This is a genomic window from Cryptosporangium arvum DSM 44712 (assembly GCF_000585375.1).
Classification (GTDB): domain Bacteria; phylum Actinomycetota; class Actinomycetes; order Mycobacteriales; family Cryptosporangiaceae; genus Cryptosporangium; species Cryptosporangium arvum.
Genome location: NZ_KK073874.1, coordinates 598,378 through 612,643, shown reverse-complemented (window position 1 = coordinate 612,643; position 14,266 = coordinate 598,378). Strand labels below are relative to the sequence as shown.

Sequence of the window (14,266 nt, the reverse complement as noted above, 5' to 3'; positions counted from 1 at the left end):
TGTGGCTAACGAGTTGAGACACGACGAAGGCGGGCCACCCAGTTCAGGTGGCCCGCCTCCGGAACGGATCAGCTGCGCTTGATCGTGTCCCAGCCTTCGACCTCGTCGGGCTTGCGCGGGCCCGGGCCGGTGTAGAGCGCGGACGGACGCACCAGCTTGTTGAGGTTCTTCTGCTCGACGACGTGCGCGGACCAGCCGGCCGTGCGCGCGCAGCTGAACATCGACGTGAACATGTGCGCCGGAACCTCGGCGAAGTCCAGGACCACGGCCGACCAGAACTCGACGTTCGTGGCGAGCACCCGGTCGGGGCGGCGCGCGTGGAGCTCGGCCAGCGCGGCCTTCTCCAACGCCTCGGCCACCTCGAAGCGGGTGCTGCCGAGCTCGCGGGCGGTCCGACGCAGCACCGCCGCCCGCGGGTCCTCGGCCCGGTAGACGCGGTGCCCGAAGCCCATCAGCCGCTCGCCCTTGTCGAGCGCCGCCTTGACCCAGGCCTCGGCGTCGCCCGACTTCTCGACCTCGTCGAGCATCTTCAGGACACGGGACGGGGCACCGCCGTGCAGCGGCCCGGACATCGAACCGATCGCGGACGAGATGCAGGCGGCGCAGTCGGCACCGGTACCGGCGGCCACGCGCGCGGTGAACGTCGAGGCGTTCAGGCCGTGCTCGGCGGCGGAGATGAAGTAGGCGTCGACGGCCTGGACGTGCTTGGGGTCGGGCTCGCCGCGCCAGCGGATCATGAACCGCTCGACGATCGTGTTCGCCTTGTCGATCTCGCGCTGCGGGACGGCGGGCAGGCCGATTCCGCGGGCGGACTGGGCGACGAACGAGAGCGCGGTGACCGAGATCCGGGCCAGGTCCTCGCGGGCCTGCTCGGGGCCGATGTCGATCAGCTGCTTGAGACCCCAGTAGGGCGCGAGCATGGCGATCGCGGCCTGGACGTCGACGCGGATGTCACCGGAGTGCACCGGAACCGGGAACGGCTCCGCGGGCGGCAGGCCCGGGCCGAACTTGCCGTCGACCAGCAGCGCCCAGACGTTCCCGAACGAAACCTGCCCGACCAGGTCCTCGATGTTGACGCCGCGGTAACGCAGCGCGCCGCCGTCCCGGTCGGGTTCCGCGATCTCAGTGTGGAAGGCGACGACGCCTTCGAGCCCCGGTTTGAAGTCCGACATGCTGGCTCAGCTCCCAGTGGTCTTCGGTGGCGGTACGCCCCGGCCGGCTCGACCGGCGGCAGGCGGTAGCCCTCCACCAGTCGGGAACGTTTTCTGACATCTTCCTACCGTTCCCGCTAGGTCCGCGAGGTCAGTCCGGACCAAGCCCATTGTGATCGTGTCGCAGCCCACATCCACGCACGACACGTCGGGGACATATCGGCGTCACGCAGGGGTCACACCCTTCGAAGGCGGTCCGGAGACCGGCATAAGGTTGCATCGAGCACGCAATCGAGGAGGACCGGTGGAGCGGGAGTACGGAGTCGTCTCGCAGGTCGGAGGCATGCGGGTCGGGTACGAACGGGGGACGCTCACCGAAAGCACCCTCGCCGACAACTGGTTCGACCAGTTCACCCGGTGGTTCGACGAGGCCGCCGCGGCGGACGAGATCGCCGAGCCGAACGCGATGATCGTGGCCACCGCCGCGGCGAACGGGACGCCGAGCGCCCGCACCGTCCTGCTCAAGGACGCCGACGAGCGGGGCCTGACCTTCTACACGCACTACACGTCACGCAAGGGCCGGGAACTCACCGAGAACCCCCGCGCGACGCTGCTCTTCCCCTGGCATCCGCTGCAACGCCAGGTGAACGTCGCGGGCACCGTCCACCGGGTCGATCCGGCCGAGTCCGACGCCTACTGGAACAGCCGGCCGCACGGTTCCCAGCTGGGGTCGGCGGCGAGCCCGCAGTCCCGCGTCGTACCGGACCGCGCCGCCCTGGAAGACGCCGAGAAGACGCTCGCCGAGCGGTACCCCGACGCGGTTCCCCGCCCGGAGACCTGGGGTGGCTTCCGGGTCGTGCCGCACACGGTCGAGTTCTGGCAGGGGCGCCCCGACCGCCTGCACGACCGCCTGCGGTACCGCCGGGACGGCGAGCTCTGGGTCGTCGAGCGGCTCGGTCCGTGAGCGGCGCACCCGACGAGACCGCTCAGACCGCTGAGAACGCCCGCGAGTCGGCGGGCGCGGCCCCACCGGCCACCGCCCCACCGAAAGAACTCCCGCGCTGGCGGCGGGTGCTGGTCGACACCACGCCGCTGCGCAACGTCGCCTACCGCCGGCTCTTCCTCGGTCAGAGCGTCGCGTTCATCGGGTACCAGCTGACCGCGGTCGCGGTTCCCGTGCAGATGTACGCGATCACCGACTCGTCGTTCTGGGTCGGCATGCTCGGCGTCGCCGGGCTCGTACCGCTGATCCTGTTCGGCCTCTGGGGCGGCGCGGTCGCCGACGCGGTCGACCGGCGGACGCTGTTGCTCATCTCGTCGGTGGTGCTGTGGGTGGCGACCGGTGCGCTCGTCGTGCAGTCGCTGTTCGGCGTCGACAGCCCGTGGCTCCTGCTCGCGCTGACCGCGCTGCAGTCGGCCGCGTTCGCGATCAGCGGCCCCACCCGGAGCGCGATCATCCCCCGGTTGGTGCCGATCGAGCAGGTGCCGTCGGCGAACACGCTGAACTTCACCGCGAGCAACTTCGGCACGGTCGTCGGCCCGCTGCTGGCCGGCCTGATCCTCGCCCAGTGGTCGTACGCGGTCGCGTACGGCGTCGACGCGGTGCTGTTCACGTTCGCGCTCTACGCGGCGGCCCGGTTGCCGCACCTCGAACCGATCGGCGAGCGGGTCAGCCCGGGGCTGCGCGCGGTCGGGCAGGGCCTGGCGTTCATCGCGCTCAAGCCCGTGCTGCTGATGTCGTTCGCGGTCGACATCATCGCGATGGTCTTCGCCATGCCACGCGCACTGTTTCCGCAGGTCGCGAACGACTGGTACGGCGGTGGGGAGGCCGTCGGGTGGCTGTTCGCGGCGATCGCGATCGGGTCCGTGCTGGCCGGGCTGTCGTCGGGCTGGATCGGCCGGGTCAAGCGTCAAGGGCTGGCGCTCACCGTCGCGGTGATGGGCTGGGGCCTCGCGGTGGCCGCCGCCGGCCTGGCCCGGAGCCTCTGGCTCGCGGTCGCGCTGCTGGCCGTCGCCGGCGCCGCCGACCTGGTGTCGGCGGTCTACCGGCAGACGATCCTGCAGGTCTACGCACCCGACGAGATGCGCGGCCGGATGCAGGGGGTGTTCACCGTCGTCGTGGCCGGTGGGCCACGCCTCGGTGACCTGCGCGCCGGTGTCACCGAGTCGTGGTTCGGGCCGACCGTGTCCTGGGTCGGCGGCGGCCTGGTGTGCGTCGTGCTCGTCGCACTGGTGGCCCTGGCCGTGCCGAAATTCCTCCGCTACGACGGCAACCCGAGGTCCTAGGGGAGCAGCACCGTCGCCCCGGTCGTGGACCGCGACTCGAGCGCACGGTGCGCTTCGGCGGCGTCGGCGAGCGGGACGCGCTGGGCGATGTTCGGGTCGATCGCCCCGGACGCCACCAGCTCGAACAGCTCGTCGGCGGCGGTCGTGAGCTCCCCCATGTAGTGCACGAGCGTCGGGCGGGTCACGAACAGCGACCCCTTCGAGGCCAGCACACCCAGGTTCACACCGGTGACCGGGCCGGACGAGTTGCCGAACGACACCATCAGCCCGCGCGGCCGCAGACAGTCGAGCGAGTTCTCGAACGTGTCCGCACCGACCGAGTCGTAGACGACCGGAACCCCGGCGCCGTCGGTCAGCTCACGCACCCGTGCCGCCACGTCCTCCGACCGGTACAGCACGACCTCGCGGTAGCCGTTCTCCAACGCCACCTTCGCCTTCTCGGCGCTACCCGCCGTGCCGATCGCCCGGACGCCGAGGTGGCGCAGCCACTGCCCGGCGATCAGGCCGACGGCGCCGGCCGCGGCGTGGAACACCACGGTCTCCCCCGACCGCACCGGGTACGTGCGCCGCAGCAGGTACCAGACCGTCAGGCCCTTGAGCAGCACCGCGGCCGCGGCCTCGTCGGTCACGCCGTCGGGGATCGGCACCAGGTGCCCGGCCGGGACGTTCTCGGCGGTGGCGTACGCGCCCAGCGGACCGGTCGCGCGGGCCACCCGGTCGCCCGGCGCCAACCCGGTGACGCCCTCGCCGATCTCGGTGACGACACCCGCGGCCTCGCTGCCGAGCCCGGAGGGCAGCTTCACCGGGTAGAGCCCGGTGCGCTCGTAGGTGTCGCGGAAGTTCAGGCCGATCGCGGTGATCCGGACCCGCACCTCGCCCGGCCCGGGCGGCGGCAGCTCGATCTCCTCGTACCGGAGAACCTCGGGCCCACCGGTCTCGGCGAATCGGATCCCGTAGTCAGCCATGCGGCGCCTCCTCGTCAGGGTAGAAGAACCGTAGCGCCGACCAGGGCGCGCGACTCCAGTGCTTCCTGGGCCTTCCCGGCGTCGGCGAGGTCGAACCGCTGCCGCAGATTCGGCCGGACCACCCCGCGGACGACCAGGTCGAGCACCTCCGCCGACGCCGCGCGCAGCGCCGTGGCGTCCGGAAGATGGGTGGTGAGCCGCGGACCGGACGACACCAGCAGGCCGTGCGGACCCAGCGCCGCGGTCGAGCTCGCGACCGTCGAGACGCCGAGCGGGTCGTAGACGACCGGCACCCCGACCCCATCCGTGAGCTCACGGGCCCGCGCGGCCAGGTCGTCGAAGCGGTCGAGAACGATCTCGTCGTACCCGTTCTCGATCGCGAGCCGCACCTCGTCGGCGGCGCCGACGGTGCCGATCGGCCGCGCGCCCAGATGGCTCAGCCACTGCCCCGCGATCAGCCCCACGCCGTCGGCCGCGGCGTGGAACACCACGGTCTCCCCGGCCTCGACGCGGTGCACCCGGCGGATCAGCGCCCAGACCAGCAGGCCTCGTGCGAGCACCGCAGCGGCGTCCTCGTCGCCGATCGTGTCCGGGAGCGGCACCAGCGCTTCGGCCGGCACGTTGCGGACCGTCGCGTAGGCCCCGAACGGCACGGTCGCGTACGCGACCCGCTCCCCGACGGCGACGTCGGCCCGGCTCCCGGCGGCCTCGACGACGCCGACCGCGGAGCTGCCGAGGCCGGTGGGCAGCTCGGCCGGTACCGAGCCGGTGCGGACCAGGACGTCGTCGTGGCTCAGGTCGATCGCGGTCTGCCGGATCCGGACCTCGTCGGGGCCGGGCGGCGGCAGCTCGACCGCTTCGGCCCGCAAGACCTCCGGGCCGCCGGTGGCGCCTAATCGAATCGCGTAATCGGACACCTGACCAGCGTAAATTCGTTTCCTATCAACAGCAGGGTAATTAGATTTACGCCACAGCCGCGGCCACCACGGCCAGGTCGGCGACGAGGTCCGCGTACCCCTGCTCCCTGGCGTCGTCGGGCATCCGCAGGATCGCCGACGGGTGAATCGTGATCAGCGCTCTCGTCTCCGGCTCCGCGCCCGGACCGGTGTAGGGCATCAGCGCTCCCCGGTCCTTCGTGACGCGGTACGTCGACCCGAGGAGCGCCTTCACCGCGGTCGCGCCGAGGCAGACGACGATCCGCGGGCGCACGGCCGCGATCTCCGCCGCCACCCACGGGTTGCAGGCGCGGATGTGCTCGGGCTGGGGCGTCTGGTGGATCCGCCGCTTGCCGCGGAGCTCGAACCGGAAATGCTTCACCGCGTTCGTGACGTACACCGCACCCGGACCGAATCCGGCCTCCGCCACCGCGCGCTGGAGTAGCTTGCCCGCCGGGCCGACGAACGGCACCCCGCGCTGGTCCTCCACATCACCTGGTTGTTCCCCGACGAGCAGCACTTTCGCCTGCGGATTGCCGCTGCCGAACACGGTCTGGGTGGCCGGCTCGAACAGCTCGCAGGCCGTGCATCGGGCCGCGGCCGACTTGAGCGCCGGAAGGTCGGCTTGGGCGGGGATGAGAGTGCTGGCGTCCATCGACCGATATCGTGCCCCGGATGGAGTGCGTTACGCACTCCTGGAGGAATGAAGGTCCGGATCCCCCGACGATGTGGAGGCGCGATGACGGCGCGGTGGAACACCCCGTCCGGCCATCAGTGGACGATCGAAGCGGGCACCCAGCGCGTGACGCTCGTCGAAGTCGGTGGCGGGCTCCGCGAGTACACGGTGAACGGACGAGACGTCCTGGCGAGTTACCCGGCTGACGCGATGGCGTCGAAGGGCGTCGGGCAGATCCTGGCGCCGTGGCCGAACCGGATCAGAGACGGCAAGTACACGTTCGACGGCCAGGAGCACAAGCTCGGCTGGGACGAGACCGACAAGCGGACCGCGATCCACGGCCTGGTCCGCTGGGAGCTGTGGGACCGGCTGGACCACACGCCGACCGCGGTGACGCTGGCTCGGACCGTCCAGCCGCGACCGGGCTACCCGTTCGCGCTCGTGCTGCGTGTGACGTACTCGCTGGGCAAGGACGGGCTGAAGGTCGAGCACCAGGCGATAAACGTCGGACCGACGGCGGCGCCGTTCGGCCTCGGCGTCCACCCGTTCCTGACGCTCGGCGGCGACGCGCTCGACACGGCGACGCTGACGTTGCCGGCCGGGAAGCGGATCCTGGTCGACGACCGGCTGCTGCCCACCGGGGAGCTGGCCGACGTGGACGGCACCGAATGGGACTACCGGGAGGGCCGCAAGATCGGCTCGGCGTCGCTGGACACGCCGTTCGTCGTCACCGAGCGGGGCTCGGACGGCATCGCGGTCAGCGAACTCGTCGACGCCGACGGGCGCGGCGGGCAGCTCTGGCAGGACTCGTCGTTCGGCTGGGTGCAGGCCTACAACGGCATCGGGCCCGGCGGCGAGGCCAACCGCGCCGTCGCCGTCGAACCGATGACCTGTCCCCCGGACGCGTTCAACTCCGGCGAGGGCCTGATCACCCTCCAGCCGGGTGAGCGCTGGACCGGCGCCTGGGGCGTCCGGCCGGTCTGATCGACGCGTCGAACGGTGTGCGCCCTTCCGGGCGCGCACCGTTCAACGCCGGACGCGCTCGAAGCGGTCGAGCGTCTCCTTGCGCTCGGCCGCGTGGTCGACGATCGGCTCGGGGTAGCCCTCGGGCTGCGTCTCCAGCGTCCACGGTTCGTGGACGGCCGCACCGGACACCTCGGCCAGCTCCGGTACCCACCGGCGGACGTACCCGCCGTCGGGATCGAACTTCTTGCCCTGCGTCACCGGGTTGAACACCCGGATGTAGGGAGCGGCGTCGGTGCCGGTGCCCGCGACCCACTGCCAGCCGTGGTTGTTGCTGGCGTAGTCGCCGTCGACGAGCAGGTCGAGGAAGTGCGCCGCGCCCCGTTGCCAGGGCAGGTGCAGGTCCTTCACCAGGAACGACGCGGTGATCATCCGCACCCGGTTGTGCATCCAGCCGACGCTGAGCAGCTGACGCATCCCGGCGTCGACGATCGGGAAGCCGGTGCGTCCGGCCGCCCACGCCTCGAAGCGCTCGTCGGCCTGTTTGCCGGAGTCGGTCTCGATGCTGCCGACCCGCTGGTCGAGCGATTCCCAGACGCTCTCCGGGCGGTGGAACATCACGTCGGCGTAGAAGTCGCGCCAGCAGATCTCGTTGCGGAACGTGTCCGCGCCCTCTCCCCGGTGCTTCGCCAGCTCGGCGAGGATCGTCCGCGGATGCAGCTCCCCGTACTTCAGGTGCACCGACAGCCGGGATGTGCCGTCGTGGTCCGGGCGGTTGCGATCGGACTTGTAGTGGCGCACCTTCTCGTCGAGAAACGCGGCGAGACGCTCGCGGGCGGCGTCCTCACCGGCCTCGGGCAACTCGACGTCCGGCAGGTCGGGTACGTCGGGGAACCCGTCGCCGTCCTTCGCCGGGAGCCAGGAGACCTTCTTCGGCGCGTCCACCGGGCCACGCCAGCCGTGCGTCCGCCACGCCTTGGAGAACGGCGTGAAGACCCGGTACGGGGTGCCGTCGGGCTTGCGGACCCGCCCCGGCGCGACCGCGTACGGCGAGCCCGTGCGGTGCAGCGTCGCACCGGCGTCGAGCAACGCTTTCTCCACCCGCTGGTCCCGCCGGGAACCGTACGGACCGTAGTCGGCAGCGATGTAGACCTCGTCGGCGTCGATCTCGGCCGCCGCTCGGGGAACCTCGGTCACCGGGTCGCCGTGCCGGATCAGCAGCGCTCCGCCGAGCGCATCGTCCAACGCGCGCAGCGAGCGTGCCAAGTGGCTCGTCCGAGGGCCACCCGACGCCCGGAACGGCACCGGATCCAGCACGAACAGGGCGCGCACCCCGTCGTCGCCGGCCGCGCTGACGGCTTCGAGCAGCGCCGGATTGTCGATGAGGCGCAGGTCACGGCGGAACCAGAAGACGGTGTTCGGCATGCGCCCGATCCTCACCCGAGTGACCTGATTGCGCGACCCGAGACGACTACTGAAGGTTACATTCTCGTCACGAGAAGCCATATTCGACGAGAACTGTCCGGACGGTTGAGGTCGCCTGCGCCCGGTAGGCACCCCGGGGCGTGCGCTGCTCGCTAGGCTGAACCGACAGTGGCCGGGGACGAAAGGAGCGTAAGGACCGTGATCTTCAAGGCGGTCCGGGACGGGAAACCGTACCCCGAGCACGGTCTGTCACTACGCGAGTGGGCGCGGATCCCGCCCCGGCAGGTACGCCTCGACCAACTGGTGACGACCAAGCGCGAACTGGCGCTGGACAAGTTGCTCGCCGAGGACTCGACGTTCTACGGCGATCTGTTCCCGCACGTGGTCGAGTTCGACGGCGCCCTCTACCTGGAGGACGGCCTGCACCGGGCACTGCGCGCCGCACTGCAGCAGCGCACGACGATGCACGTCCGCGTGCTGCTGTACGAACCCGCTTCCGACACACCGGTCTCGGCTTAGGCCCGGGCCCGGCGCCGGACCTTCAGCGCGAACCAGAGCACCAGTACCAGCAGCAGGATCACGAGCGCGGTGACCCAGAACGGCGCCGGGAACGGCATCGGGCGCGAGGACCGGCCGTCGAAGCGGTCCGCGGCCACCAGGTCCGCGGCGACGTCGACGTGGCGCGAACCGGGCGGGAGGTCGATGAGCGTCCGACGGTCGCCGGACGCGTCGAGGCCGAGCAGTTCGACGTCCTCGACGGCCGCGTAGTCGGTCTCGTCCACCTCGTCGCCGTCGACGCTGAGCACGCCGTTGGTGTCGCTGCTCAGGTCGTCGGAGGGGCGGTAGCGCACGACCGCGAGTTCACCGTCGTCGGTCCGGCCGAGCACACGCACCGCGGACCCGGTGAGCCGGTCGAACCCGCCGCCGGACGAGGAGCCCGAGTTCGCGTCGATCTCGTCGATCTGCCAGGTCCGGTCGCCGAGCGCGGCTCGTGTGCAGAGCCTCGTGCAGCCGGAGAGCGTCAGCACCGCGATCCGGTCACCGCCAGGGTTCCACGCGCCGATACCGGCCAACCGGCGGTCCGTACCGAGCCGCGTCAGCGTCCGGGTGGTGCGGTTGACCAGGTCGATCACCTGCAAGTCGTCCCCGACCTGGGCCGCGACCTTCCGCCCGTCCGGCGAGAACGCCGCCAGGTGCGCCCGGTGCACGAGCCGGGAGCCGAGGCCGGCCAGGCGGCGGACGTCGCCGCTCTCCAGGTCGAGCAGGTTCAGGTCACCGCCCACCCACGGTCCGTGCTCCGGCGCCGACCCCACCTGGACGAGCAGTTTCCGCCCGTCCGGCGACCAGGCGATCGGGCGCGCGGTGCCGTTGCCGGGCACGGTCGACCGGGTCGACCTCCCGGTCGTGAGGTCGGTGACCCAGACCTCCGGTTCGCTGCTCTTCGGCGGGGTCGTGGGGGAACCGGAGGGACCGACGATCTGGTGGGGTTCGGCGTCGGCGACCATGCTGCCGTCCGGGGAGAGCAGGACGTTCTCGCCCGCTTCGACGTCGACCTTGTACCGCAGCACCCGGTAGACGCCCGACTCGGCGACGACCGCGACCTTGTCGTACACCGGCCCCTGCAGGCCCCACCCGTCGCCGCTGACCAGAACCGTCGCCGGTCCCGGGGCGGACTTGGGGACGCTCGCCTGCCAGCCGAAGGGCTCGAACACCTCGGCCGGGGCCTTCGCGTCGCCGTCCATGTTCTGGCTGCTGCCGTAGCCGGCGATCGCGACCGCCAGCAGCGCCACGCACACGGTGACGGCCAACGCCACCAGCGTGCGTAAGAACCTCACAACTCCGACACCAGTGGAACGTCGAGCAGCTCGGCGACCGAGACCGGGTCGTCGCCACCGAGGATCGGTGCCCGGCCGTCGAGCGCGTCGACGCGCCAGGGCTGGTCGAGGATCGCGACCTGGTCGGTGTCGGCCACGGCGTCCGGGGCCACCCGCACGCGGGCCGGAGCCGGAACACGCGCCCCGGCCAGCGCCTCGGCGATCCGCGCGTAGACCAGCGGCACGATCCACGGCGCCGCCGTGCGATCGGCGTCGGCCAACCGGTGCAGCAGGTCACCCGGGTCGGCCGCGATCGCGTCGAGCAGGCCGGTGCGGCACCCCAGCAGCGGGAGCAACGCGGTGTCGACGTCGTCCGGGGCGACGTCGTAGAGCCCGTCCAGATCGACCGCGTCCGGCGTGCGGAGCTCACCCGGTGCACGCCCGTCCAGCACGGGTTCGCGCGCGAGCCACCAGCGGCTGTAACTCTGGATCTCGATCCGGGTGCCGTCGGGGGTGACCGCGTACGCCGGGGCGTCGAGCACCTCGCGCGGCGGCCCGGAGGCCAGCAGTTCGAGCGCGGCCGGCCACTGGTCGGCGTCGACCAGGTCGAGGTCGCGGATCGCCCGGAACCGCTCGACGCGGGTGCCGGGCGGTGCGCCGACCGTGCCGGTCGGGTCGATCGTGTCCACCGCGGCGTCGACCCACTCGGCCAGGCCGTCGAGGTCGAGGTCGGCGTCGTCGGCGTCCAGGTCCATGAGGTCGACGAGGTCGAGGTCGTCGGCCTCGAGGACGGTGAACGTGGTCAGACAGCCGATCGCGGGCAGGGCGTCGGGGCCGTGGGCGGCGAGCACGTCGTTCGCGAAGTCCTCGTCGACGACGCCGAACGGGGCGTCGTCGGTGTCCATGCCGGCCAGAACGCGAACCAGCGCGGAGCCGGGCACCACGAGTTCGCCGGCCGGGTACCAGTCGTCGTCGGCCGGGAGCGCGAGCTCGGCCAGCCACGGCTCCTCGCCGGGGCGGACGCCGGCCGCGGTGACGAGCGTGAGGATCGCGTTCGCGAGGGGCTCCGGATCGTCGGCCTCGATCGAGTCGGCGACGGCGGCCCGGACGCGCTCGTCGGCGAGGATCGTGGCGACGGTGGCCGGGCGCGCGCCCAGACGGATCAGCAGGTCGCTGCCGACCGCGTCGGGGTGGACGACGCGCAGGCCGAGGGGCTCGAGCGTGGCGGGGGCCAGCGCGGCCAGGTCGGGGCCGGGCAGCAGGGTGCCGCGCACACCGGTGACGGTTCGTCCGTCGGTGAGCGGCACCGGCAGCGCGGAGAGCGCGTCCAGGTCGCGGCTCGACGGCTCCAAGGCGTGGTACAGGTCGCCCCACCAGGCCGCCGGGCGGTCGAGACCGGCCACGGCCTCGACGACGTCGGCCACGCCGAGCCGGCGCACGCCGAGCGCGTCGAGCGCCGGTGCGGCCGCGCGGCCGGCCCAGTCGGCGGGCAGCAACCCCGGCACGACGCCGGCCAGCGCCGCCACCAACTCGCTCGCGGACCCGGCCAGCTCGGGGACGAGCGTGACGGCACGCGCGGGCGTCACCCGCTCCCAGGACGCACCGCCTGCGCTCCCCGCGTCGGAGGTACTCGCGTCGGAGGTACTCGCGGCGGCCGCGGGCGGCTGCGCCGTGCCGAAGGCCGCGGCGAAGGTGTCGGCCAGTAAACCGAGGTCGTCGTCGGTCCACGGCAGGCCGGAGACCGAGGATTCGTCCGGGACGTTCTCGAGCGGGAGGAACGGGGTCTCGCGGAGGCCGGACAACACCAGCGAACAGATCGCGGCGTCCACCGGGGCCCGGCCGAGACCCGGCCGCGGCACCAACGCCAGGGCCTCCACGCTCGGCGGCGCCGCGACGAGCAGCGCGACCACGGTATCGGCGGCCCGAGCGGCCAGCCAGTCGGTGAGCGCACCCGGGGCCACCCGGCGCCGGGACACCTCGAGCGGGAACGTCGCGGCCAGGTGCACCGGCAACGAGAGCGGCTCGTCGGTAGGCGACGGCGCGTGCAGCACGGTCTCCCCGACCCACGCGCCCCGGTCGAGCGGAACGGCCGCGAGCGTGGAGTAGTGGGCCAGCGCGGCCCGCTCCTCGAGCGGACGCTCGGCCAGCAACTCCGGCGGAACCTCGCCGTCGGCCGTGGCGACCAGCCACGTCGTGACCGCACCGTCCGACGCCAGCGACACCGTGTGCTCGGCCGCCCCGACCCGCTCGATCACCCGCTCGACGCCGTCGAGCACGATCTCCACCCGGGTCAGCCCCGGGAACGCGAACAGCAGCGTCGGCTCGACGTCGGCGAGCAGCGCGCGGACGTGCTCGACCGCGTCCGGCCGCACCGGCAGCCGGACCTCGGTCTCGAACCCGGCCGGCGGCGGCGAATCGACCGGCCACGCGAGCCGCAGCACCGGCACCGCGCCGCCCCGCCGCGCCAGCTCCTCGGCGGCGGCCCCGCCGAGCGCGGCCACCTCGGCCCGGGTCTGCTCGGCCGAGAACCGGACGCCCCCGTCGCGCGAATGCACCGACGGCTCGTCGCTCACCGCCAGTACGGCCGCGAACCCCACCCCGAACCGGCCCACCGTGCGCGGACCGGCGGCCGGGCGCTCGGCGTCGGCCACCGTGCTGGTTCGTCGGGCTCCGCCCGAGGCGGTCTTGGCGGAGGCGCGCAGCGACGTGAGCCCGTCCACGCCGGACGAGTCCAGCGGCGCTCCGGTGTTGGCGACCGACAGGACGCCGTCGGCGTACGTGAAGCGCACCGCACCCGGCACCCCGGCCCGCGCCGCGGCGTCCGACGCGTTCTGGGCGAGCTCCACCACGAGCCGGTCGGCGTACCCACCGAGCCCGCCGCGGACGAGTTCCTCCTCGGCGTTCGCGTCCTCGCGGAACCGGGTCGCGACACCGGCCCACGAGGCGAGAACAGCCGCCCGGCGCTCGGAAAGGCCGAACGGGTCCGGCATCACCCGTGCCCGAGCGGCTCCGCGTCGGCGGAGTCCTCCACCGAGCCCGGCGTGTGCACGGTGCGGATGACCTCGAGATCGTCGTCGAGCGCCATCGGCGCCGGCGGCACCGGCGGAGCCGGCTCGACCAGGGCCTCGGAGTGGGCGCCGCAGCCGTGGTCGGCCGAGACGACCCGGCCGTCGTCGGGCGCAAACAGGTTGCCGCACGCCCCGAACACCGCACCGAGCGAACCGGCCAGCTGCAGGTAGAAGCCGCACGTGCCGCAGCGGGCCGGAGCGGCTTTCGCGATGTCGCTCTCCGGGCCGGAGCGGCTGGTGTGCCAGCGCTCGGCGGTCTCTTCGCGACCGAGCCGGCCCATCACCCGCGGGCGGCCGAAGCCGATCTCGTACTCGACCTCCATGAGCTCGGGGTCGTCGGAGAGCACGTACCCCGGCACCAGCCGGTCGTCGTCGGGCGCGGTCGGCAGCAGGTCACCGACGCCGAGGTCACCCGGGCGCAGCCGCTCGCTCCACGGCACCCACTCCGGCGCGAGCAGAGCGTCGGAACCCGGCAGCAGCGCGACCTCGCTGATCGTCACGTGCTTCGAACGCGGGGCGCGCGCGAGCGTGACCGTCCAGTACCAGCCGGAGTAACCCGGCTGCAGGGCCGCGAACCGATGGGTGACCAGCCGCTCGCCGTCGGCGCTGACGCCGACCGGCTCGCCGACCATCTCGTGGCCGACCTCCCGGGCCGCGTCGAGGGCCAAGTCGGTCGCCTGGGCACAGACAGCGTCGAGTTTGACAGCACGAGATGCCCGGCGCGCAGGCCGAGGTTGGTCAGTGGCCTCTGGGTTCCCGGTCACCACAGACTCCAGTGGGGGTACGGCACCTGGACGGTTCACCGTGCGGGTCGTCACATTACTCATTCTTCCTCACGCGCCCCGGAAGGCGAGAACCACGGTGCCGTATCGGCGTGTAGTGCAGTTTCGCGCTTGAACTCAATCTCCGAAAGATCGTCCGGACGGATGAACCCTCTGCAGTGAGGTGACTGCAGGGGCCTCGGGTGGGTAACGATGGATGCG

At 72.4% G+C, this 14,266-nt stretch carries 12 protein-coding genes; 4 read left to right on the top strand and 8 right to left on the bottom strand.

From position 1 onward, the window contains the following. Window positions 1-68: 68 nt before the first annotated feature. Window positions 69-1,172: a citrate synthase 2 gene (locus CRYAR_RS02795; RefSeq protein WP_035848265.1), complete on the bottom strand. Its 1,104-nt coding sequence runs from the start codon at window positions 1,170-1,172 to the stop codon at window positions 69-71. 322 nt (window positions 1,173-1,494) lie between these two features. On the opposite strand from CRYAR_RS02795, the gene pdxH reads away from it, so the two are divergent. Further along, window positions 1,495-2,115: a pyridoxamine 5'-phosphate oxidase gene (gene pdxH / locus CRYAR_RS02790; protein ID WP_035860240.1), complete on the top strand. Its 621-nt coding sequence runs from the start codon at window positions 1,495-1,497 to the stop codon at window positions 2,113-2,115. Window positions 2,116-2,222: 107 nt separating this feature from the next. After that, window positions 2,223-3,437, top strand: a complete 1,215-nt coding sequence (locus tag CRYAR_RS02785; RefSeq protein WP_035860238.1) for an MFS transporter — start codon at window positions 2,223-2,225, stop codon at window positions 3,435-3,437. Here the strand turns inward: CRYAR_RS02785 and CRYAR_RS02780 are convergent. Genes CRYAR_RS02780 through CRYAR_RS02770 form a run of 3 tightly spaced genes read right to left on the bottom strand, consistent with a single transcriptional unit; the run spans window position 3,434 to window position 5,992 of the window. Beyond that, a complete protein-coding gene (locus tag CRYAR_RS02780) occupies window positions 3,434-4,402 on the bottom strand; it encodes a quinone oxidoreductase family protein (protein WP_035848263.1) in 969 nt (322 codons plus the stop codon). The two genes, CRYAR_RS02785 and CRYAR_RS02780, sit on opposite strands and share 4 nt — an antisense overlap. Window positions 4,403-4,416: 14 nt before the next feature. Beyond that, window positions 4,417-5,319 (bottom strand): zinc-binding dehydrogenase, encoded by a 903-nt coding sequence (locus CRYAR_RS02775; protein ID WP_035848260.1) that lies wholly within the window; start codon window positions 5,317-5,319, stop codon window positions 4,417-4,419. A 46-nt stretch (window positions 5,320-5,365) separates the two neighbouring features. Next, the gene (locus CRYAR_RS02770; protein ID WP_035848258.1) at window positions 5,366-5,992 is read right to left on the bottom strand and encodes a UdgX family uracil-DNA binding protein; all 627 of its coding nucleotides are present in this window, start codon (window positions 5,990-5,992) and stop codon (window positions 5,366-5,368) included. A gap of 84 nt (window positions 5,993-6,076) precedes the next feature. Here CRYAR_RS02770 and CRYAR_RS02765 point away from each other — a divergent pair, with 84 nt between their 5' ends. After that, on the top strand, window positions 6,077-6,997 hold the full coding sequence (locus CRYAR_RS02765; protein ID WP_035848255.1) for an aldose 1-epimerase family protein: 921 nt from the start codon (window positions 6,077-6,079) through the stop codon (window positions 6,995-6,997). A gap of 42 nt (window positions 6,998-7,039) precedes the next feature. On the opposite strand, the gene CRYAR_RS02760 is transcribed toward CRYAR_RS02765, so the two are convergent. Next, the gene (locus CRYAR_RS02760) at window positions 7,040-8,401 is read right to left on the bottom strand and encodes a cryptochrome/photolyase family protein (protein WP_035848253.1); all 1,362 of its coding nucleotides are present in this window, start codon (window positions 8,399-8,401) and stop codon (window positions 7,040-7,042) included. A 198-nt stretch (window positions 8,402-8,599) separates the two neighbouring features. Here CRYAR_RS02760 and CRYAR_RS02755 point away from each other — a divergent pair, with 198 nt between their 5' ends. Further along, window positions 8,600-8,920 (top strand): type II toxin-antitoxin system VapB family antitoxin, encoded by a 321-nt coding sequence (locus tag CRYAR_RS02755; RefSeq protein ID WP_035848250.1) that lies wholly within the window; start codon window positions 8,600-8,602, stop codon window positions 8,918-8,920. On the opposite strand, the gene CRYAR_RS02750 is transcribed toward CRYAR_RS02755, so the two are convergent. The 3 genes from CRYAR_RS02750 to CRYAR_RS02740 are packed head-to-tail and all read right to left on the bottom strand — an operon-like array spanning window position 8,917 to window position 14,050. Beyond that, entirely contained in the window at window positions 8,917-10,236 is a 1,320-nt protein-coding gene (locus tag CRYAR_RS02750) for a TolB family protein (protein WP_035848247.1), read from the bottom strand. The genes CRYAR_RS02755 and CRYAR_RS02750 overlap by 4 nt on opposite strands. Then, the gene (locus CRYAR_RS02745; protein WP_051569646.1) at window positions 10,233-13,205 is read right to left on the bottom strand and encodes a sacsin N-terminal ATP-binding-like domain-containing protein; all 2,973 of its coding nucleotides are present in this window, start codon (window positions 13,203-13,205) and stop codon (window positions 10,233-10,235) included. Before CRYAR_RS02745 ends, CRYAR_RS02750 begins: the two co-directional genes overlap by 4 nt. Next, window positions 13,205-14,050 (bottom strand): DUF3027 domain-containing protein, encoded by an 846-nt coding sequence (locus CRYAR_RS02740; protein ID WP_342673825.1) that lies wholly within the window; start codon window positions 14,048-14,050, stop codon window positions 13,205-13,207. Before CRYAR_RS02740 ends, CRYAR_RS02745 begins: the two co-directional genes overlap by 1 nt. Window positions 14,051-14,266: the final 216 nt, after the last annotated feature.